This window comes from Streptomyces sp. NPDC088746, assembly GCF_044751065.1.
Lineage (GTDB): Bacteria > Actinomycetota > Actinomycetes > Streptomycetales > Streptomycetaceae > Streptomyces.
In genome coordinates this window covers 151,043-172,185 of record NZ_JBIVLA010000005.1, presented here as the reverse complement: position 1 = coordinate 172,185, position 21,143 = coordinate 151,043, and the positions used below count along the sequence as shown (strand labels likewise).

Here is a 21,143-nt window from a genome sequence, read left to right as displayed (position 1 = left end):
TGCGGCCGGCCGTTCCGCGGCCGCGGTGCCGCGCTGCGTGTACGACGGCCTGGACGCGGTGGCCCGCGCCGGCCGGGGCATGCCGTCGAGCGGGGCGGCATGAGGCTGTACGGTACGGATTTTTCGTCTGTCCGTCAATCATCTGAAAAAAGATTAAATGTTGCGCGATTGTGTCGTATCCCTGTTCCTCGGGACGTCGCGCGGAGAAGTCTGCTAAGCGGCCGCAAGGGCTTTCGGGCCTCGCGGGAGTGAGTCGCGTCACTCAGAGTGAAAATTTCGGCATACATCTCGGCGAGCCGGACAGGGTTCCAGGCTGCTGGTGCGCCATACCCCGGACACCGGTACGCAGCAGTGCTCGGCCGGACCGGTGCGGAGCAATTTCAGGCACGGAAGGCAGATCACTACATGTCGGCTTCTCACCCGTCGGCTCCGGCCGCACCGCGCGACGCGGTGCTGGAGACCGTGCACATCGACGGCGTCTGGCGCCACGCGGTCTCCGGCGCGACCCGCGAGATCCTCGACCCCGCCGACGCCACCGTCCTCGCCCTCGTCTCCGAGGGCGGCACCGAGGACACCGACGCGGCCGTGGCCGCCGCCCGCCGCGCCTTCGACGACGGCCCCTGGCCCCACCGGCCCGTCGCCGAGCGCGCCGAGCTGCTGCGGCGGGTCGCCGGGCTCCTCCAGCGGGACCGCGAGGAGATCGCGATCACCGAGAGCCGCGACACCGGCAAGACCCTGGAGGAGGGCCGCGTCGACGTCGACGACGTCACCAACGCCTTCCGCTACTTCGCCGACCTCGTCATGAACGAGAGCGGCGGCCGGGTCGTCGACGCCGGCGACCCCGATGTCCACAGCGTCGTCGTGCACGAGCCGGTCGGTGTCTGCGCCCTGATCGCGCCGTGGAACTACCCGCTGCTCCAGGCCAGCTGGAAGATCGCCCCAGCACTCGCGGCGGGCAACACCTTCGTGCTCAAGCCCAGCGAGGTCACCCCGCTCTCCACCGTCCACCTGATCCGGCTGCTCGCGGAGGCAGGACTCCCCGACGGCGCCGCCAACCTCGTCACCGGCGCGGGCGACCCCGTCGGAGCCCGGCTCTCCGCACACCCGGACGTCGACCTGGTCTCCTTCACCGGCGGGCTCGCCAGCGGCACGAAGGTCGCCCAGGCCGCGGCGCCCACGGTCAAGAAGGTCGCCCTGGAGCTCGGCGGCAAGAACCCCAACGTCGTGTTCGCCGACGCCTGCGCCACCGACGAAGGCTTCGACACCACCGTCGACCAGGCACTCAACGCCGCGTTCTTCCACAGCGGCCAGGTCTGCTCCGCCGGGGCCCGTCTCATCATCGAGGAGTCCGTCCGCGACCGCTTCGTCACCGAACTCGCCCGCCGCGCCGACGCGATCCGGCTCGGCCGGGGCACCGTCGACGGCGTCGAGTGCGGCCCGCTGGTCTCCGCGCAGCAACTCGCCAAGGTCGAGGCGTACGTGGCGTCCGCCCGCGAAGAGGGCGCGGTCGTCCGCTCCGGCGGAGCGCGTCCCGAGCCCTCCGCCATCCGGCCCGCGAGCGGCTACTTCTACCGGCCGACCGTCCTGGACGGCTGCCACCGCGAGATGAAGGTGGTCCGCGAGGAGACCTTCGGCCCGATCCTCACCGTCGAGACCTTCCGCACCGAGGAAGAGGCCGTCAGGCTGGCCAACGACACGGACTACGGCCTCGCGGGCGCCGTGTGGACCACCGACGCGGGCCGCGCCCGGCGCGTCGCCGGGCGGCTGCGGCACGGCACCGTCTGGATCAACGACTACCACCCCTACCTCCCGCAGGCCGAGTGGGGCGGCTTCGGCAAGTCCGGCACGGGCCGGGAGCTCGGGCCCACCGGTCTCGCCGAGTACCGCGAGTCCAAGCACATCTACCAGAACCTCAACCCGCGTCCGCAGCGCTGGTTCGCCGGCTGAACAGGCCGTTCCCCTCCCCGCCCCGCTGTTCGCGGCACCACGCACACGCCAGCACCTTGCAGAAGGAGCAACCGATGCCCCCGTCCCCCAGCACCGCACGCCCCGAACCTGTCGACTACGTGATCGTGGGAGGCGGCACCGCCGGCTCGGTCATAGCCTCCCGCCTCACCGAGGACCCCGACGTCACCGTCACCGTCATCGAGGGCGGCCCCACCGACATCGACCGCGAGGACGTCCTCACCCTCCGCCGCTGGCTCGGCCTGCTCGGCGGCGACCTCGACTACGACTACCCCACCACCGAACAGCCCCGCGGCAACTCCCACATCCGGCACAGCCGCGCCCGCGTCCTCGGCGGCTGCTCCTCGCACAACACGCTGATCAGCTTCAAGCCGCTGCCCGGAGACTGGGACGAGTGGGCCGAGGCCGGCGCCGACGGCTGGGACGCCGCCGCCATGGACCCCTACTTCGCCCGGCTGCGCAACAACATCGTGCCCGTCGACGAGAAGGACCGGAACGCCATCGCCCGCGACTTCGTCGACGCCGCCCAGGCGGCGGCCGGCGTCCCGCGCGTGGACAGCTTCAACAGGAAGCCCTTCCACGAGGGCGCCGGCTTCTTCGACCTGGCCTACCACCCGGAGAACAACAAGCGCTCCTCCGCGTCCGTCGCCTACCTCCACCCGCACATCGAGGCCGGTGACCGCCCCAACCTCTCGATCCTGCTGGAGACATGGGCGTACCGCCTGGAGTTCGACGGCAACCGGGCCACCGGCGTGCACGTACGCACCAAGGACGGCGAGGAGATCCTGCTGCGCGCCGCCCGTGAAGTCATCGTCTGCGCGGGCGCGGTGGACACACCCCGGCTGCTGATGCACTCCGGAATCGGCCCGGCGAAGGACCTCACCGAGCTCGGCATCCCGGTCCTCCACGACGCACCGGGCGTCGGCGAGAACCTGCTCGACCACCCCGAGTCGGTCATCGTCTGGGAGACCGACGGGCCCATCCCCGAGAACTCCGCGATGGACTCCGACGCGGGCCTGTTCGTGCGGCGCGACCCCGGATCCCGGGGCCCCGACCTGATGTTCCACTTCTACCAGATCCCCTTCACCGACAACCCGGAGCGCCTCGGCTACGAGAGGCCGGAGCACGGCGTGTCGATGACCCCGAACATCCCGAAGCCGCGCAGCCGCGGCCGCCTCTACCTCACGAGCGCCGATCCCGAGGTCAAGCCGGCCCTGGACTTCCGCTACTTCACCGACGAGGACGACTACGACGGCCGCACCCTGGTCGACGGCATCAAGCTCGCCCGCGCGATAGCGAAGACCGAACCGCTGGCCCACTGGCTCAAGCGCGAGGTGTGCCCGGGGCCCGAGGTCACCTCCGACGAGGACATCAGCGAGTACGCCCGCAAAGTCGCGCACACCGTCTACCACCCGGCCGGCACCTGCCGGATCGGGGCCGAGGGAGATCCGGCGGCCGTCGTCGACCCCCAGCTGCGGATCCAGGGACTGGAGGGCATCCGGATCGCCGACGCGTCCGTCTTCCCCACCATGCCCGCGGTGAACCCCATGATCGGCGTCCTGATGGTGGGCGAGAAGTGCGCCGAGCTGCTCCGAGCGACCCCGACCACCGGAGGCGATGTCCGATGACCGAAGCCGGCACCCCTGTGTTCAGCGTCAAGGACCTCTGGAAGGTCTTCGGCCCCAAGGCCGACCGCATCCCCGGCAGCGAGTACGCCGCTCTGCCCCCCGCCGAACTGCGCGAGCGCACCGGTTGCACCGCCGCCGTGCGTGACGTCTCCTTCGACGTCCAGAAGGGTGAAGTCTTCGTCGTCATGGGCCTGTCGGGCTCCGGCAAGTCCACCCTCGTACGCTGTCTGACCCGGCTCATCGAGCCCACCAGCGGCACCCTAGCCATCGACGGCGAGGACGTCCTGGCCATGGACACCACCCGGCTGCGTGAACTGCGCCGCCACCGCGCCGCGATGGTCTTCCAGCACTTCGGCCTGCTGCCGCACCGCACCGTCCTCGACAACGTCGCGTACGGCCTGGAGATCCAGGGGCTCGGCAAGGCCGAACGCCGGGCCAAGGCCGCGGAACTGGTCGAGAAGGTCGGCCTCGCGGGCCTGGAGGACCGTCGCCCCGCCCAGCTCTCCGGCGGTCAGCAGCAGCGCGTCGGCCTCGCCCGCGCACTCGCCGTCGACCCGTCCGTCCTCCTCTTCGACGAACCGTTCAGCGCGCTCGACCCGCTGATCCGGCGCGAGATGCAGGACGAGGTCGTCCGGCTGCACCGCGAGGAGGGCCGCACGATGGTCTTCATCACCCACGACCTCAGCGAGGCGCTCCGGCTGGGCACCCGCATCGCGCTGATGCGCGACGGCGGCATCGTCCAGCTCGGCACCCCCGAGGAGATCGTCGGCTCGCCCGCCGACGACTACGTACGCGAGTTCGTCCGGGACGTGCCGCGCGAACAGGTCCTCACCGTCGCCACCGCCATGCGCCCGCCGACCCCCGGCGAAGGCGACAACGGCCCCGCGGTCCGGCCCGGCGCCACCGTCTCCGAGGCCATCGAGGCCGTCGCCCGTTCCGGAGACCCGGTCGCACGGGTGATGGAGGGCGGCAAGCTGCTCGGTGTCGTCGACCACGCGTGCCTGCTCGACGTCGTCGCGGGTTCGGAGCCCCGCGAGGTGGCTGCCTGATGGCCACCGCCCAAGCCACCACCCGTACCGCCTCCGGGCCTCCGGGGAGCAAACCGCTCGGCCTCCTTCGCGACCGGCCCGCCCTCGGCAAGATCCTTCTCCTGCTGGTGATCGCCGCCGTCGCCGTACCCTTCGCGCACGCCCGCTGGGGCGGCGGGGTCTGGCCCGGCGCCCTCACCGTCGACCTGAGCGGACCGCTCGGCGACGTCAACGACTGGATCATCGGCAACCGCGACAGCCACCCGCTGTTCCTCTACTTCTTCGGCCACATCAGCAACGCCGTCGTCCTGTCGGTGCGCGGGGTCTACCTGGCGCTGCTCGCCCTCGGCTGGGCCGGTGTCACCGCCGTCGCCGCGCTCGTCGCCTGGCGTACGGCGGGATGGCGCCTCGCGCTGACCGCCGGGCTCTCCTTCCTCGTCTGCGGGCTGCTCGGCATGTGGGTGCCGACCATGCAGACCCTCGCCCTGATGACCGTCGCGGTCCTCACCTCCGTGGTGCTGGGACTGCTCCTCGGACTCGCCGCCGGCCTCTCGGACCGTACGTTCCGTGTCCTGCGCCCCGTCCTGGACACCATGCAGGTGCTGCCCGCCTTCGCCTATCTGCTGCCCGTCGTACTGGTCTTCGGCATCGGCGTGCCCGGCGCGGTCCTCGCGACCGTCGTCTACGCGGCTCCGCCGATGGCCCGGCTCACCGCACTCGGACTGCGCGGCGCCGACGCGGGCGTCATGGAGGCCGTCGCCTCGCTCGGCGCGACCGGCAGGCAGCGGCTGCTCAGCGCACGGCTGCCGCTGGCCCGCAAGGAGCTGCTCCTCGGCCTCAACCAGACCATCATGATGGCGCTGTCCATGGCCGTCATCGCTTCCGTGATCGGCGCCGGCGGTCTCGGCGACCGCGTCTACCAGGCACTCTCCTCCGTCGACGTCGGCGCCGCCCTCGCCGCCGGCATCCCCATCGTGCTGCTCGCCGTCGTGCTGGACCGCACGACCGAGGCGGCCGGCCGGAAGATCGGCACGGAGCCCACCGGGCCCGTGGCCCTGCGCGGGGTACGCGGCTGGGGGCTCGCTGCCCTGATCGCCGCCGCCGTAGCCGTCGTGGGCCGCTTCACCGGAGGCCGCATCTGGCCCGAGGGCGGCATCGTCGCCATCGCGGAACCGGTCAACACGGCCAAGGACTGGATGGTCGACCACCTCTACACCGGCATCCCCGTCATCGGCGGAACCGCCGACTGGGCCGCGCACTTCACCAACTGGATCCTCAACCCGCTCCGCAGCGGACTACAGGGTCTGCCCTGGTGGGGCGTGCTGCTGATCGTCGCCGCCCTCGCCTGGACCATCGGCACCTGGCGGACCGCGCTCACCGCCGTACTGGCCATGGCCGCCATCGGAGTCCTCGGCGTGTGGGACCTGTCGATGGACACACTCAGCCAGGTCGTCGCCGCCGTCGCCGTCACCCTGGTCCTCGGCTTCGGCATCGCCGTCGGCGCCGCGCGCAGCAGGCGCCTCGAACGGCTGCTGCGACCCGTCCTGGACGTCTTCCAGACGATGCCGCAGTTCGTCTACCTCATCCCGGTCGTCGCTCTCTTCGGCGTCGGCCGCGCCCCCGCCGCCGCGGCGGCGGTCGTCTACGCGCTGCCCGCCGTTGTCCGCATCACCACCCAGGGACTGCGGGGCGTCGACCCCGCCGCGATGGAGTGCGCCCGCTCGCTCGGCGCCACCAGCGGCCAGCAGCTGCGCCAGGTCCAGATCCCCCTGGCCAGGCCCGCACTGCTGCTCGCGGTCAACCAGGGCGTCGTCCTGGTCCTCGCGGTCGTCATCATCGGCGGTCTCGTCGGCTCCGGCGCACTCGGTTACGAGGTCGTGTTCGGCCTCGCCCAGGGCGACCTGGCCACCGGCCTCGTCGCCGGGGCCGCCATCGTCTGCCTGGGGCTGATGCTGGACCGTGTCACCCAGCCCACCGCCCGCCGCCAGCGGAAGGAGAGCTGAGATGGCTCGCACCCGTACCCGCGCCCGCCTCCGCACGTCCGCGATCGTCGCCTCCGCCGGCGCGCTGCTGGCCGTCACCGGCTGCGGAGCGGCGGACATGACCAAGCAGGCCTCCCCGTTCGCGGCACCCGCGGACATCAAGACCGTGACCCTCTCGGTCCAGTCCTGGGTCGGCGCACAGTCCAACGTCGCCGTCGCGCAGAAGATCCTCGAGGACAAGCTCGGCTACCGCGTCGACCTCGTCCAGACCGACGAGGTGCCCGCCTGGGACGCCCTCAGCCAGGGCCGGGTGGACGCCATCCTGGAGGACTGGGGCCACCCCGACCAGGAGCAGCTGTACGTCAAGGACAAGAAGACCATCGTCCCCGGGGGCGACCTCGGAGTCACGGGGCACATCGGCTGGTACGTCCCCAAGTACTGGGCGGACGAGCACCCCGACGTCACGAACTGGAAGAACCTCGACAAGTACGCCGACGAGCTGCGCACCGCCGAGAGCGGTGACAAGGGCCAGCTGATGGACGGCTCACCGTCCTACGTCACCAACGACAAGGCGCTGGTGAAGAATCTCGGCCTGGACTACAAGGTCGTCTTCGCCGGCTCCGAGGCCGCGCAGATCACTCAGATGCAGCAGTTCGCCAAGGAGAAGAAGCCCTTCCTCAGCTACTGGTACCAGCCGCAGTGGCTGTTCAACGAGGTGCCGATGGTCGAGGTGAAGCTCCCGGAGTACTCCGACGCCTGCGCGGCCAAGGACCCCGCGGACATCGACTGCGCGTACCCGACGACCCCGCTCCAGAAGTACCTCAACGCGGACTTCTCGAAGCGCGGCGGGGAAGCCGCCGCCTTCCTGAAGAAGTTCACGTGGTCGGAGAAGGACCAGAACGAGGTCTCCGAGCTGATCGCCTCCGAACGCCTGACGCCCGACGAGGCGGCCACCCGCTGGATCGAGAAGCACCCGGCCACCTGGAAGAAGTGGCTGGACCGGTGACCTGAGCCGCGGACTCCTTCCGCCCCCCCGTCAGCCGCCGCGGCACCTGCCGCGGCGGCTGACGCGCGTCCGGGCGGGCTTCGTGGGGGTCGCACTCGCCGTTCCGGTGGCCGCCGCGCCGGCCGAACTCCGGTTCACGTAGCGGCCTCGGAGAGATCGGCCCCGCCGCGCGCTCGCGCCGCCACCACCAGCGTGGCGGCGACCAGCGCGGCGGCCACGAGGCCGGTGGCGAGGACCGGGGCCGGGGTGAACGTCATGGCCAGTACGGCGAGGACGGCCACCGGGTGGATGAGGTCGTTGCGGCTGCGGAGTTCGTCCGCCCGGTGGTGCAGCAGCCACACCAAGGTGATGAAGATCGCCACCGGGACGGTGAACGTCGCGGCGGCGGCGTGGTCGGACAGGTGGCCGTGACCGGTGGTGTGGGCGACGTTCACCGCCAGTCCGGCGCCGACCGCCGCGGCCGAGGCGAAGACGGCGTAATGGCCGTAGCCCCAGAGGAGCGCCGACCTGAGGCCGGTGAGCTTCCGGGGGGCGTTCTGGGAGAAGTAGAGCCACCACAGGGCGAACACGGTGAGCACCCCGCCGACGACGAGGGTCGCGATGTCACCGAGCGCCGTCTCCTCGTCGAGGGCCGTACGGACGGCCGAGGTGGCAGCCGTCATGGTCTCGCCGAGCACGATGAGCGTGAACAGGCCGTACCGCTCGGCGATGTGGTGCGGGTGCCAGGTGGTCATGGCCGCGTTCTCGGCCCAGACGGGCACGGCGATCTCGGCCAGGACCAGGAGGGCGAACGTCGGCAGGCCCCAGTCCTCCGGCAGTGCCAGGCGGACGACCCAGCCGACCTGCACGATCAGGATGCCCACCGCGTAGCGCAGGCAGGAGCGCCGCCGTTCGGGGTCGGAGCGGGCGGCGCGCAGCCATTGGGTGACCATGGCCAGCCGCATGATCACATAGCCCCAGGTGATGACGGTGAAGTCCTCGTGCTGGAGGGCCTCGGCCGCACCGGCGGCCACGACGAGGGCACCGACGATCTGGACCAGCGTCAGCAGCCGGTACGGGACGTCGTCGGTGTCGTACGCGGAGGCGAACCAGGTGAAGTTCATCCACGCCCACCAGATGGCGAAGAACACCATGGCGTAGCCGAGGACCCCGTGCCCGATGTGGCCTTCGGCGAGTTCGTGCTCGAAGGCGGCCGACGCCTGGGCGACGGCCGTGACGAAGCACAGGTCGAAGAACAGCTCGAGCGCCGTCGCCGTGCGGTGTTCCTCGCCGGCGAGGCGGGCGACCATCGGCCGGTGCCATGCGCCGAGGAAGGAGTGTGGCTGACTCATGCGTACCCGGTTTCAGGAGGGGGGCCTGCCGGGTGCGGGCCGGCTCGACGGACACCGGTCACGTTACGAGCGGGCGCCGGAAGCACGCAACGTCGACAGGCCGCCTCCCGGTGGTGGTCACGTACGGCCGGGAGCGGGACCTGCCTGGAATGACGTGATGACGACCCGTGCCACGTCAGGGTCCTGGAGGGCGGCGTAACCGGCGTCGATCCCGTCCAGGGCGATCTCCCGGGAGACGAGGTCGTCGAGGTTCAGGCGCCCCCTCAGATAGAGGTCCGCGTAACGGGGGATGTCGCGCCGGGGGTTCCCCGATCCCATGATCAGGCCCTGGATCCGCTTCTGTTGCAGCAGCAGCCGGGGGAGCGACAGCTTCAGGTCACCTCCGCCCGCCGCCAGGCCCACGACGTACACACCGCCGCCGAGGGCCGTCATGCGCAGCGCCAGTTCCGTCGTGGCCCCCGCGCCGACGATGTCGAAGGCGTGCTGCACGCCCCCGCCGGTCAGCTCGCGGACGGCCGCGACGGCGTCCGTGGTGGCGGAGTTGACCACGTCCGTGGCGCCGAAGTCGAGGGCACGCCGCAGTTTGCCGTCCTGCACGTCGACCGCGACGATGCGGGAGGCCCCGGCGATCCGCGCCGCGCCCAGCGCGTTGAGCCCCACGCCCCCGGCGCCGATGACCGCGACGGTCTCGCCTGCCGCCACGCGCGCGCCGTTGAGGACCGAGCCCGCGCCGGTCAGCACCCCGCACCCCAGCAGGGCGGCCTGGGGGAACGGCAGCCGGCGGGGAACGGCGGTCAGCTGGTTCTCGTGGACGAGGGCCCGCTCCGCGAAGCCGCCCAGCCCCATCCCCTGCGTGAGGGGACGGCCGGCGCGGCTGAGCCGCGGCTCCTCACGCAGGGGATCGCGCAGCGTCGTCCCGGGGCTGCCGCACTGGTACACCCTGCCGCCGAGGCACGCCGGGCAGTGGCCACACCACTGGACCAGGCAGCCCACGACGTGGTCACCGGTTACGAACGTCCCGGCGTCCGGGCCGACCGCGACGACGACACCGGCGATCTCGTGTCCCAGGACGACGGGCGGAGGAAAGTCACCGAAGGCGTGGGTGGCGACGGTGAGGTCGGTGTGGCAGAGACCGGACGCCCTCACCTCCACCAGTACCTCGCGGCCCACGGGCTCGGCGATGTCGACGTCCTGGAGGGCGAATCCACTGCCCAGCGCGTCCACCACTGCGGCTCTCACGCATCAGCTCCGTCCCCGTCGGCCGGGCACCTCGGCCCCGCTCAGACGCGGTCGAGGAAGAAGTAGTAGAAGGGGCCGTCCGGGCCGACGCCCTTGCGGTTCATCACGCCCATCAAGGTGCGGTCGTCGACCGCCTTGAAGTGGTCGAACACCGGTTGACCGTCGTAGACCATGGTGGCCGTCGACTCACCCCGGAACTCGACCATCCACAGGCTCGCCTCCCCCTTGCCGAGTTCGGTGTCGCTGTAGAGCCGGCCGTCCTCCCCTCGCATCATGAGGGGCTTCGCGTCTCCGGCGGAGAGGAACGTCTTGCCGTACCAACCGGCCTTCTGCAGCATCCCGTTGAGCGGATGTCCGGTCTCGAACTCGCCGCCCTTCCACTCGCCGAGGATCTCCTCGACACGGACGGCCGGCAACGCGGCCCAGACGGCGTCGAGTTCCTCGGCCGGGACGGCGGAGTCCTTGGCGCGCAGGGCGGCGAACAGGGTCCGTGCCTCGTCGGTGTCCATGGCTTCCCTCCTGTCATTGTGAAACAAGCATCCGTAGTATGTATCAGTGTTACGCCCTTGGGCCAGAGGGCGGGCGGAACGGCTCGGTCACCGCTTCGACCGCGTGCCGTCACCCCGCAGCCGCCGTACCGTGGGAGGCGGGCAGTGTTCCACGGATACGGGAGCCGACATGGCCGGAGAGATCTCGTTCTTCGAACTGGGCGTCGCCGAACCCGAGCGGGCCCGGACCTTCTACGCCGGGCTGTTCGGCTGGACGTTCGAGCCCGGGACGGCAGAGGGCGGCGGCTTCGCGATCAGCACGCCCGGTGCCCCCGGCGGTGTGCACGGAGGGGACCCCGGAGCAGGTCCCTACGTCTTCTTCCGGGTCGACGACATGCGGACGGCCGTCGCCCTCGTGCGCGAGCTCGGCGGCACGGTCACAGACGAGATCGATGTCGGCGGTGATGACGAGGAGACGATCGCACGCTTCGGCCGTTTCCAGCTGTGTCACGACGACCAGGGCTCTCCTTTCGGCCTTCACCAGCCACCGGCCGGCACCTGACGTACGACGAGGGGCCCACGTCCGTACCTGACGGCACGGACGTGGGCCCCGGGGCGCGAACCGGTCAACGCACGGGCGGGGCCGCTTTCTCCGCCCCCGGGCGCTCGAACTGTGTGCGGTGCAGCTCCTCGTACCGTCCTCCGGCGGCCAGCAGTTCCTCGTGCGTGCCCCGCTCGACCACCCGGCCGTCCTCGACGACCAGGATCAGATCCGCCGCCCGCACCGTCGACAGCCGGTGGGCGATGACCACGGCCGTGCGGCCCTCCAGGGCCTCGGCCAGTGCCTCCTGGACGGCCGCCTCCGAGGTGGAGTCCAGGTGCGCGGTCGCCTCGTCGAGGATCACCACCCGCTGACGGGCCAGCAGCAGCCGGGCGATGGTGAGCCGCTGGCGTTCCCCGCCGGAGAGGCGGTAGCCGCGCTCGCCGACCACGGTGTCCAGTCCCTCGGGCAGCGACGCCACCAGGCCGTCCAGGCGGGAGCGGCGCAGCGCGTCCCAGATCTCCTCCTCGGTGGCCTCCGGCCGGGCGAGCAGCAGATTGGCGCGCACCGACTCGTGGAAGAGGTGCCCGTCCTGGGTGACCATGCCGAGCGTCTCCCGGATCGAATCGGCCGTCAGGTCGCGTACGTCGACGCCGTTCAGCCGCACGGCGCCGGCGTCGGTGTCGTACAGCCGGGGGAGGAGCTGTGCGATCGTGGACTTCCCGGCTCCTGAGGACCCCACGAGTGCCACCATCCGGCCCGGCTCCGCCGTGAAGGAGACGTCGTGCAGCACCTCGGTGCCATCCCCCGTGTCGAGCGTGGCGACCTCTTCGAGCGAGGCGAGGGAGACCTTCTCGGCGGAGGGGTAGCCGAAGGAGACGCCGTCGAACTCCACGGACACCGGCCCGTCCGGTACTCGCCGGGCGTCGGGCTTCTCGGCGATCAGCGGCTTCAGGTCGAGGATCTCGAAGACCCGCTCGAAGCTGACCAGGGCGCTCATCACCTCGACCCGGGCCCCTGCGAGCGCTGTCAGCGGTGCGTAGAGCCGGGTGAGGAGCAGGGCCAGAGCGACGACCGCTCCGGGCTCCAGGCTGCCGCGCAGCGCGTAATGGCCGCCGAGCCCGTAGACCAGCGCGAGGGCCAGTGCCGAGACCAGGGTGAGCGCCGTGATGAAGGTGGACTGCAGCATCGCCGTACGGATGCCGATGTCACGCACCCGGCTCGCCCGCGAGGCGAATTCGGCGGACTCGTCGGCGGGCCGCCCGAAGAGCTTGATGAGCGTCGCGCCCGGCGCCGAGAAGCGCTCGGTCATCTGGGTGCCCATGGTGGCGTTGTGGCCGGCGGCCTCCCGCTGGAGGTCCGCCATGCGGGAACCCATCCGGCGGGCGGGTACGACGAACACCGGCAGCAGCACCAGGGCGAGCAGCGTGATCTGCCAGGAGATCGTGAGCATCACGGCCAGGGTCAGCAGCAGCGTGACGAGGTTGGAGACGACACCGGACAGCGTGTTGCTGAATGCCCGCTGGGCGCCGATCACGTCGTTGTTGAGCCGGCTGACCAGCGCACCCGTCCTGGTGCGGGTGAAGAAGGCGACGGGCATCCGCTGCACGTGGTCGAAGACGGCGGTCCGCAGATCGAGGATCAGCCCCTCGCCGAGGGTCGCCGACAGCCACCGGGTGAGGAGCCCGAGCCCCGCCTCCGCCACGGCGATCAGGGCGATCAGCAGGGCGAGCCGGGTGACCGTTCCGCCGTCCTCGCCCCGCACGATCGCGTCGACGACCCGCCCGGCGAGCACCGGTGTGGCCACCGCCAGCAGGGCGGTGACCACGCTGAGGAGCAGGAAGCGGAGAATCCTGTCCCGGTGCGGCCGGGCGAACGTCCCGATGCGGCGCAGCGTGGCCCTGGAGAAGGGTCTGCGGTCCTTCTGCGCGTTCACGGTGCTGTGCAGTGAATGCCACGCGGTGACTTCCATGTCCATGCGGTGCCTCCGGGAAAGTCGGTCGGTATGCGTGGCACGCTAGGACCTCAAGCAAACTTGAGGTCAAGCGTTCCCGGCCGGCTTCACCCGTCGGCGCGTTCAGCGCGCCCGTACGGTCGCCATGACCTCCCGGTCGGGCTGAAGGGTCAGCGTCGGTACGGGAGCGACGGGGCCCGGGTCCACCTCCAGCCGGAACCGGCGCGCCAGGACGGCGAGGATCAGCACCGACTCCACCATCGCGAAGCGCGTACCGAGGCAGACCCGGGGCCCGCCGCCGAAGGGGAACCAGGCGTACTCCGGGATCTCGTCCACGGCATCCGTGTCCCAGCGCTCCGGGCGGAACGCCTCGGGCTCCGGGAACCACCGCTCGTCCCGGTGGGTGGCCCACTGGCTGCTCCACACCCGCGTGCCCTCCGGCATCGGTACGCCGCCGATCCGGGCCCCCTCCTTGGCGATCCCGGTGACCAGCCAGATCGTCGGATACAGCCGGAGGGTCTCCTTCACCACCGCCTGGGCGTACGGCAGTCGGGCGTAGTCGTCGATCCCCGGCTCGCGGTCGCCGAGGACCCGGTCCAGCTCCTCGGTGAGCGCCGCCAGGGCGTGCGGAGTGCGGGAGAGGAGGTACCAGGCCCACACCAGCGTGGAACTGGTCGTCTCGTGACCGCCGATGTAGAGGGTGACCGCCTCGTCGCGGATCTCCTGGTCGGAGAGGTGCGCCCCGGTCTCGTCCACCGCGGTCAGCAGCCGGCTCAGCAGGTCGGGGCGCTCCCCGTCGCCGTCCCGGTGGCGCGCCACCACGCGACCGACCTCCGCGTCGATCACCGCCGCGGCCTTCCTGATCCTGGCCCGCCCGGGTGTGGGCACCCAGTCGGGCAGGACGGCGCCGAGGCCGCTGAACTCCTTGCCGATCTCCTGCTGGGCGATGTCCATCGCGCGGCCCATCGACTCCGCGTCGGCCGGTGTGTCCACCCCGAAGATGGTGCGGACGGCGATCTTCTGTGTCAGTGCCGCCATCTCCCGCTTGACGTCGACGCGTTCACCGCCCGACCAGGTGTCCGCCAGCTCCACCGCGCACGCCGTCATGGTGGAGGCGTACGACTTCACCTGCTTGGGCCGCACCGAGGGCTGCACCAGCGACCGCTTGCGCCGCCAGTCGGTGCCACGTGCGACGACGACGCCGTTGCCCATGACCGTACGGAAGGCGATGCCCAGCAGCGGCTGGTCGAAGGTGCGTTCCGTCTCGGTGAGCAGCTCCCCGATGCACCCGGGATCGGCGATGAAGACGCAGTCGTTGCGGCCGAAGCGCCAGCGGACCATGTCCCCGTACCCTCGCAGCCGCTCGAAGAAGGCCAGGGGGTTCTTGCCGAACTGCGGGAGGCTTCCCAGCAGGGGGAGGCCCCTCGGCCCCTGGACGAGCCGGTGACCGCGCGGCTCGGCGTCGAGGGCCGCACCGGTTTCCGTGGACATGAAGGACTCCGCTCACTCGGGGGCGTCGCCACGGCATCTGAGTGGCGAGCAGGCAGCTGATGGGACGTCACCAAAGGTATGCAGCCTACGAGTTCAATTGAAGTCGGTGCGTCAGCCGACCGGAGGTGGCGGTGCCGTACTCCGCCGCACGACCAGTTCGGTCGGCAGTTCGATGCGTGCGTTCGTCGGAGCCTCTCCCTCGACGAGGCGTACGAGCAGCCGCAACCCGGCCGCTCCCATGGCGGAAAGCGGCTGGCGCACGGTCGTCAGGGCGGGGGAGACCCACCGCGCCTCGGGCAGGTCGTCGAAGCCGACGACGCTGATGTCCTGGGGGACCCGCAGCCCGCGCTCCGCCACCGCCGCGTAGACGCCGAGCGCCATGGCGTCCGAGCACACGAAGACCGCGGTGGGCGGCACCGTCAGGTCGAGCAGTTCCAGCATCGCGCTACGGGCACCGGACGCCGCGAAGTGTCCGTAACGTACGTACTCGGGCCTCCGCGGAATCCCCGCAGCGGCCAGGGCGGCGTGGTGGCCGGCGACGCGGGCGCTGCTGCACCGCTTGCGGCGGTACCCGCCGATGACGGCGATCCGCTCGTGACCGAGGGCCAGCAGGTGCCCGGTCGCGGCCAGGCCGCCCCGTAGATTCTCCGCGCCCACGGTGTACACCCCCGGCGGGGGCTCCAGCACAGGGTCGATCATGACGAAGGGGATCCCGCGTTGATCAAGCCATGCGTACTGGGAGTCGGTCAGATCGGCCAGGTTGAACAGCACCCCGGAGGAGCCCCGGGTGCCGATACGGTCGAGGGTGCCCCGCTCCGGGCGGCCGGCGGCGGACCGTGTGAGCCCCGCCGACACCACTACGTCCCACCCCACCTCGTGCGCGGCGGCCTCGGCGCCGTGCAGCACCGCCCCCGACCAGGAACTGTCCAGGGAGTGCACCATCAGGTCCACCAGGGCGGGGCGGCGGCCTGCGTCGAAGCGGACGCGGCGTACGTAACCGAGACGGTCCAACGCCTCGGTCACCCTGCGCCGGGTGTCCGGTGCGACGTCCTCCCGGCCGTTGACCACCTTGGACGCGGTGGGCACGGACACGCAGGCCTCCCGGGCCACGACCGCGAGGGTGGGGCCGCTCGCGCTGCCACCGGTGATGCCGCCGGGGGGTCTCATCGCGGGTGCTCTCCGTCCTGCGCACGGCCCGGACGGGCCGGACTCCGTCGAAAAGTTTCGCATCGGGCCGGGCTGCCACAGCGGCGTTGACCGGACCGAAACCGGTTTCTACATTAGGGCGGTCCCGCGCTGCGCGGAAGCCCGGAGGCGGGCGCGGTGCGGGGACGGCAGCCGGACGCCCGGGGGCCGGGACACATCGAGCGAGCGGAAGGCCCAGAGCGATGGCAGGGCAGATACACAATCCGGTGCTGACCGGTTTCCACCCGGACCCCAGCATCGTGCTGGCCGGGGACCACTACTACCTCGCCACGTCCACCTTCGAATGGTTCCCCGGTGTCCCGGTGCACCGCTCGGCCGATCTCGTCGACTGGGAGCCGATCGGCCACATCCTGGACAGCCCCGACCTGCTCGATCTGCGCGGGGTGGCCGACTCCGCGGGAGTCTGGGCGCCCTCGCTCTCCTACCACGACGGCCAGTTCTGGCTGGTCCACAGCATCGTCCGCACCGTCGCCAGCCCCTACAAGGACGTCGACAACTACCTCATCACGGCACCGTCCATCGAGGGACCGTGGTCGGAGCCCGTCTACCTCAACTCGTCCGGCTTCGACGCCTCCCTCTTCCACGACGACGACGGCCGCAAGTGGCTGGTCAGCATGGAGTGGGACCACCGCGCGGGCCACAACTCCTTCGCCGGCATCGTGCTCCAGGAGTACGACCACACGGCGCGCGCCCTGACGGGCCGGGCCAGGACCGTCCTGCGGCAGGACACCCTCATCGAGGGGCCGAACCTCTACCGGCGCGACGGCTGGTACTACCTGATGCTCGCCGAGGGGGGCACCGGCTGGAACCACGGCATCCTGATGGCCCGCTCCCGCACGTTGGCCGGGCCGTACGAGATCGATCCGGCCGGCTCCCTGCTGACCACCCGGAACGATCCCGACCACCCGTTGCAGAAGGCCGGCCACGGGGAGCTCGTCCGGACCCCGGAGGGGGAGTGGTACCTCGCCCACCTGGCGTCCAGGCCGGTGGCGACGCCCGAGGGGCCGCGCTGCACGCTGGGCCGGGAGACGTGCCTCCAGCGGGTCGTGTGGACCGAGGACGGCTGGCTGCGCCTGGCCCACGGAGGTCACCTGCCCCAGGTGGACGTCGTCGCGCCTTCGAGTGCCCGCCCAGGCCCCGCCCAGGTCCTGTCCGGCACCGACGACTTCGACGGCCCGGTTCTCGACACCCGGCGCTGGAGCACACTCCGGACCCCGGCCGACCCCTCCTGGCTCAGCCTCACGGAACGGCCGGGGTGGCTACGGCTGCGTGGCGGCCGGAGCCCCCACTCCCGCTTCGGCCAGAGTCTCGTGGCCCAGCGCCTGCGCTCGGCCGACAGCATGGCCACCACCGTCCTCGACTACGTGCCGACCCACTTCTCCCAGTTCGCCGGCCTCATCTGCTGGTACGACACCAGCACCCACTACTACCTGCGCGTCACGCACGACGAGGACCGTGGCCGGGTCCTCGGGATCGTCCTCAGTGACGACGGCGTCTACGAGGAACTCCCCGAGAGCGAACTGCCCGTGGCCGACTGGCCGGTGATCCACCTGCGGGCCCGGATCACCGGAGCGGCACTGCGCTTCTCCGCATCACCCGACGGCAGGGACTGGCTGGACGTCGGCCCCGTACTGGACGCGAGCAGACTCTCCGACGACTACGGCAGCCTGCTGCGGTTCACCGGCGCGTTCGTCGGCCTGTGCGCCCATGACCTGTCGGGTGCCGGGACCACCGCCGACTTCGACCGCTTCGAGCTCCGCATCCTCTGACGCCCGGACCGCGGCCACGAAGAGGGTGCTGCCGTGCGACAGGCGCAGGCCTCCTGGCCCGAGGCCCGCCCGGGTCGCACGGCGGCACCGTCCTGCACCACCCTCCCGCCGTGAGTCGCGTGCCGACCCGATCCTGGCCGGGCGTGAAACCGGTCGCTACCTGTCGTGGGCTGATCCACAGGACGTACAACCCGTCTCCTGCACAGGGGTTTTGCCGACACGGCCATTGACCCTCGATGGATCGATGCCTAGCGTAGAGACCGGTTGCTACGCCGTATCCACGAGCGTACCCACGCGAGGTCCCCCGGGACCCTCCGGAATCCACCGAGATCCCGGAGCGCGGCCACACGTACGAGCCGGAGGCCATTTCCCCTTGCCTGAGCGTCCCCTGGCGTTGTTCGCCATGAGTGCCGATAATCCGCCTTTGGTCTTTCCGCCCGATGTGCTGCGGCGCATCCGTGCGTCGGTCGACATCGACCCCGCCCTGGTCGCGGAGACGTTCGACAACCGCCCGGACAACGCCGCTGTGCGTGCCGCACTGGCCGAGGCCGAGGTGCTCATCACCGGCTGGGGCAGCCCGCCCGTGGACGCCGCCGTCCTGGCGGCGGCACCGCGGCTGCGCGCCGTGCTGCATTCCGCGGGATCGGTGAAGGGACTGATCGGCGCAGACTGCTGGGAGCGCGGCGTCATCGTCTCTTCCGCTGCCGACGCCAACGCCCTGCCCGTCGCCGAATACACCCTCGGCGTGATCATGCTGGCCGGCAAGGACCTGTTCGCCGCCAGGGAGCGCTACCGCACCGCACGGACCTTCACCCTGGCCGAAATCGTCCCGGGCATCGGCAACTTCGGCCGCCGCATCGGCATTGTCGGAGCCTCCCGGATCGGCCGCAGGCTCATCGAGCTGCTCCGCCCGTTCGACTTCCGGGTCGCTCTCGCCGACCCGTACGTGGACGATGCCGAGGCGGCAGCTCTGGGCGTGACACGGATGAGCCTGGACACGCTGCTGGGCCGCAGTGACATCGTCTCCGTGCACGCCCCCGCGACCCCCGAGACCAAGCACCTCATCGGCCGTCGCGAGCTCGGGCTGATGCCCGACGGCGCCGTCCTCGTCAACACCGCACGCGGCAGCCTCGTCGACACCGAAGCGCTGGTACCGGAGCTGATCTCGGGCCGCATCAGCGCCGTACTCGACGTCACCGAGCCCGAGCCGCTGCCCGCCTCGTCCCCGCTCTTCGACCTCCCGAACGCCTTCCTGACACCCCACCTCGCCGGATCCCAGGGCAACGAACTCGCCCGGCTCGGCCTGAGCGTGGCGGAAGAGCTCGAACGCCTGATGCACGGGCTGCCGCTCTCCCACCAGATCGACCGCACAGCGCTGGAGCGTGCCGCATGAACCCGATGCCCGCCACCTGGGGCAACGCTGCCCTCACCCTCCACTTCGCGACCGACCCGGACGGCCCTGTGCGGCTCACCGGCGTGAACGGCACCAGCGCGGGCCGGGCCGCCCTCCCGCTCGTCGAGATCGAACTGGCCGGCCACGGCCGCTCCGGCACGTCCGGCACCCGCCACGTCGACGGCGCGGTCTCCCGGAGGATGCGGTACACCGGCCACGCCTCGACCGGCGGACGGCTGACCGTGCACATGGCCGATCCCGTGTCCGGGCTGCGGACCGCGGTGCACTACCGGCTCCCGGAGGCGGACGACCTGCCCGTCCTGACCGCCTGGGCCGAGGTCACCGCCGGCGAGCGGGACGTACGCGTCGAGAGCGTCAGTACATTGGTCCTCTCCGGGCTCGGCGCCGTGCTCGGCGCGCCGCGATGGGAGCGGGACATCGAGTCGTGGACGGCGGACAACCCGTGGAGCGGTGAGTACCGCTGGCGCGGTGAACCGCTCGCGGACGCGGGCCTCATCGACACCGGCATGACCCGCTACGGGCAGACCGGCAGCAAGAACCGTGTCTCCCTCACCAGTACGGGGTCCTGGCCCTCCGCCCAGAAGCTCCCCATGGGCTGGCTCACCGGCCCCGGGGCCACCCTGGCCTGGCAGATCGAGCACAACGGCTCCTGGCACGCCGAACTCGCCGACAGGTACGACGAGGTGTACCTGCTCCTGTCCGGCCCGGCCCACCGCGAACACCAGTGGGCCGTCCACCTGGCCCCCGGCGAGACCTTCACCACCGTCCCGGCCACCGTCGCGCTCGCCGCCGACCGGGACGACGCGCTCGCCGCCCTGACCCGGCACCGCAGGGCCACCCGCCGGCCGCATCCGGACAACGTCGCGCTGCCCGTCGTGTTCAACGACTTCATGAACTGCCTTCTCGGCGACCCGACGACCGGGAAGCTGCTCCCGCTGATCGCGGCCGCCGCCGAGGCGGGCGCCGAGTACTTCTGCGTCGACGCAGGTTGGTACGACGAGGAGCGCGCCGGCCCCGGAGCGGGCGGCGTGCCCGGCTGGTGGGACTCGGTCGGCGCCTGGGAACCCTCGCAGTCCCGCTTTCCCGGCGGACTCGCCGAAGTGACCGACGCCGTCAGAGCGGCGGGCATGATCCCCGGCCTGTGGCTGGAACCCGAGGTCGTCGGCGTACGCAGCGGCATCGTCGCCACCCTTCCCGACGAGGCGTTCTTCCGCCGGGACGGCCGGCGGGTCACCGAGTGGGGCCGCCATCAGCTCGACCTGCGCCACCCGGCGGCCGTCGCCCACCTCGACGCCGCCGTGGACCGGCTCGTCGAGGACTTCGGCCTCGGCTATCTCAAGTTCGACTACAACATCGACATCGGTGCCGGCACGGACAGTGCTCCGCACGACCCGGGCCACGGCCTCCTGGAGCACAACCGGGCCTATCTGCGCTGGCTCCGCAGTGTGATGGACCGTCACCCGGGACTGGTCGTGGAAGGCTGTGCCGCGGGAGGCATGCGCATCGACCACGCCACCCTCGCCACCGTCCCCGTCCAGTCGCTCACCGACCAGCAGGACTTTCTCCTCATCGCGGCCGTCGCCGCTGCCGCACCCGCCGCCGTACCCCCCGAGCAGGGCGCCGTCTGGGCATATCCGGAAGCGGAGTGGAGCGACGACGAGGTCGCGTTCACCATGGTCTCCGCACTGCTCGGGCGCATGCACCTCAGCGGCCGGCTCGACGAGCTCGACCCGCGTCGACTCGCCCTGGTGGCCGAAGCCGTGGCCGTCTACCGCACCTATCGGGGCTCGCTCGCCCACGCGGTGCCCTCCTGGCCGCTCGGTCTGCCGGGCTGGCGGGACGACTGGCTCGCCCTGGCCCTCGACACCGGTACGGAGACGCTGCTGGCCGTCTGGCGCAGAGGCGGCGAGGAACACACCCGTCATCTGCCCGTGCCGGCCGGGACGACAGGGGTGGACCGGCTCTACCCGGCGGACACGGGCGGCGACACCGTACTCGACGCGGCGAGAGGCCGCCTCGGAGTGACACTGCCGGGCGTTCCGTCCGCCCTGCTGCTGCGGCTGACCACGGGCGGAGCTCCACTATCGTGAGCGCACACACC

General features: G+C 71.4%; 15 protein-coding genes. 9 read left to right on the top strand and 6 right to left on the bottom strand.

The annotated features are described in order from the left end of the window. Positions 1–405 precede the first annotated feature (405 nt). The 5 genes from ACIP63_RS23180 (at position 406) to ACIP63_RS23160 (ending at position 7,609) form a co-directional block, all read left to right on the top strand. Positions 406–1,947 (top strand): aldehyde dehydrogenase family protein, encoded by a 1,542-nt coding sequence (locus ACIP63_RS23180; RefSeq protein ID WP_401518629.1) that lies wholly within the window; start codon positions 406–408, stop codon positions 1,945–1,947. Between the two features lie 74 nt (positions 1,948–2,021). After that, positions 2,022–3,593 carry a GMC family oxidoreductase gene (locus ACIP63_RS23175; RefSeq protein ID WP_401518626.1) on the top strand — a complete coding sequence of 524 codons (1,572 nt, stop codon included), beginning with the start codon at positions 2,022–2,024 and terminating at the stop codon, positions 3,591–3,593. Then, positions 3,590–4,642 carry a glycine betaine/L-proline ABC transporter ATP-binding protein gene (locus ACIP63_RS23170; RefSeq protein WP_401518624.1) on the top strand — a complete coding sequence of 351 codons (1,053 nt, stop codon included), beginning with the start codon at positions 3,590–3,592 and terminating at the stop codon, positions 4,640–4,642. Before ACIP63_RS23175 ends, ACIP63_RS23170 begins: the two co-directional genes overlap by 4 nt. Next, on the top strand, positions 4,642–6,624 hold the full coding sequence (locus ACIP63_RS23165) for an ABC transporter permease (protein WP_401518622.1): 1,983 nt from the start codon (positions 4,642–4,644) through the stop codon (positions 6,622–6,624). Before ACIP63_RS23170 ends, ACIP63_RS23165 begins: the two co-directional genes overlap by 1 nt. Before the next feature lies 1 nt (position 6,625). Beyond that, complete coding sequence (locus tag ACIP63_RS23160) at positions 6,626–7,609, top strand: ABC transporter substrate-binding protein (protein WP_401518619.1); 984 nt, start codon at positions 6,626–6,628, stop codon at positions 7,607–7,609. A gap of 134 nt (positions 7,610–7,743) precedes the next feature. Here ACIP63_RS23160 and ACIP63_RS23155 read toward each other — a convergent pair whose 3' ends face one another. The 3 genes from ACIP63_RS23155 to ACIP63_RS23145 form a co-directional block, all read right to left on the bottom strand. Further along, positions 7,744–8,940, bottom strand: coding sequence for a low temperature requirement protein A (locus ACIP63_RS23155; protein WP_401518617.1), 1,197 nt, complete (start codon positions 8,938–8,940; stop codon positions 7,744–7,746). 117 nt (positions 8,941–9,057) lie between these two features. After that, positions 9,058–10,179, bottom strand: a complete 1,122-nt coding sequence (locus ACIP63_RS23150; protein ID WP_401518615.1) for a zinc-binding dehydrogenase — start codon at positions 10,177–10,179, stop codon at positions 9,058–9,060. A gap of 41 nt (positions 10,180–10,220) precedes the next feature. Beyond that, a complete protein-coding gene (locus ACIP63_RS23145) occupies positions 10,221–10,688 on the bottom strand; it encodes a DUF4334 domain-containing protein (RefSeq protein WP_401518612.1) in 468 nt (155 codons plus the stop codon). 169 nt (positions 10,689–10,857) lie between these two features. Between ACIP63_RS23145 and ACIP63_RS23140 the strand changes: the two genes are divergently transcribed. Beyond that, complete coding sequence (locus ACIP63_RS23140) at positions 10,858–11,229, top strand: VOC family protein (protein WP_401518609.1); 372 nt, start codon at positions 10,858–10,860, stop codon at positions 11,227–11,229. A 64-nt stretch (positions 11,230–11,293) separates the two neighbouring features. On the opposite strand, the gene ACIP63_RS23135 is transcribed toward ACIP63_RS23140, so the two are convergent. The 3 genes from ACIP63_RS23135 to ACIP63_RS23125 all read right to left on the bottom strand — a co-directional run bounded on the left by ACIP63_RS23135 (position 11,294) and on the right by ACIP63_RS23125 (position 15,820). Next, a complete protein-coding gene (locus ACIP63_RS23135; RefSeq protein ID WP_401518606.1) occupies positions 11,294–13,186 on the bottom strand; it encodes an ABC transporter ATP-binding protein in 1,893 nt (630 codons plus the stop codon). Between the two features lie 99 nt (positions 13,187–13,285). Continuing rightward, positions 13,286–14,653, bottom strand: a complete 1,368-nt coding sequence (locus tag ACIP63_RS23130; protein WP_401518603.1) for a cytochrome P450 — start codon at positions 14,651–14,653, stop codon at positions 13,286–13,288. Positions 14,654–14,764: 111 nt separating this feature from the next. Further along, complete coding sequence (locus tag ACIP63_RS23125; protein WP_401518600.1) at positions 14,765–15,820, bottom strand: LacI family DNA-binding transcriptional regulator; 1,056 nt, start codon at positions 15,818–15,820, stop codon at positions 14,765–14,767. A gap of 221 nt (positions 15,821–16,041) precedes the next feature. Between ACIP63_RS23125 and ACIP63_RS23120 the strand changes: the two genes are divergently transcribed. From ACIP63_RS23120 to ACIP63_RS23110, 3 genes are all read left to right on the top strand, one after another. Next, positions 16,042–17,628, top strand: coding sequence for a glycoside hydrolase family 43 protein (locus tag ACIP63_RS23120; protein ID WP_401518599.1), 1,587 nt, complete (start codon positions 16,042–16,044; stop codon positions 17,626–17,628). Positions 17,629–18,001: 373 nt separating this feature from the next. Next, the gene (locus ACIP63_RS23115) at positions 18,002–19,021 is read left to right on the top strand and encodes a hydroxyacid dehydrogenase (RefSeq protein ID WP_401518597.1); all 1,020 of its coding nucleotides are present in this window, start codon (positions 18,002–18,004) and stop codon (positions 19,019–19,021) included. After that, entirely contained in the window at positions 19,018–21,132 is a 2,115-nt protein-coding gene (locus ACIP63_RS23110) for an alpha-galactosidase (RefSeq protein WP_401518596.1), read from the top strand. Before ACIP63_RS23115 ends, ACIP63_RS23110 begins: the two co-directional genes overlap by 4 nt. The last annotated feature ends 11 nt before the right edge of the window (positions 21,133–21,143 follow it).